Source organism: Aquabacterium sp. A08 (assembly GCF_011742065.1).
The window spans coordinates 1-329 of sequence record NZ_JAAQQT010000069.1; the positions used below are offsets into that span (position 1 = coordinate 1).

The 329-nt window shown below is 74.8% G+C and carries 1 protein-coding gene; it reads left to right on the forward strand.

Annotated elements, in window-relative coordinates; translation table 11 throughout:
* The coding region (locus tag HA630_RS00400; RefSeq protein ID WP_243855303.1) for a 2Fe-2S iron-sulfur cluster-binding protein at window positions 1–329 on the forward strand (329 nt) is incomplete at both ends.

Sequence of the window (329 nt, forward strand, 5' to 3'; positions counted from 1 at the left end):
CTGGCCCACGCGGTGCACGGCCAGGCGCTGTGGACGGCCGCCGACCTGGCCTGCGACCCGCTGATCGACCGCCAGGGCGCCGCGCTGCACCCGGCACAACAAGCCTTGCTGGACGCGCACGGCAGCCAGTGCGGCTTTTGCACTCCCGGCTTTGTCATGAGCCTGTTCGGCCTGTACCAGAACCGCTGCGCGCGCGGCCAGGCCGTCGACCGGGCCACCGCACAGGCCGACCTCTCGGGCAACCTGTGCCGCTGCACCGGCTACCGCCCCATCCTCGACGCCGCGCAGGCCATGGGCCAGGCGCCGGCCGCGCGGGTGGACGAGGCGCG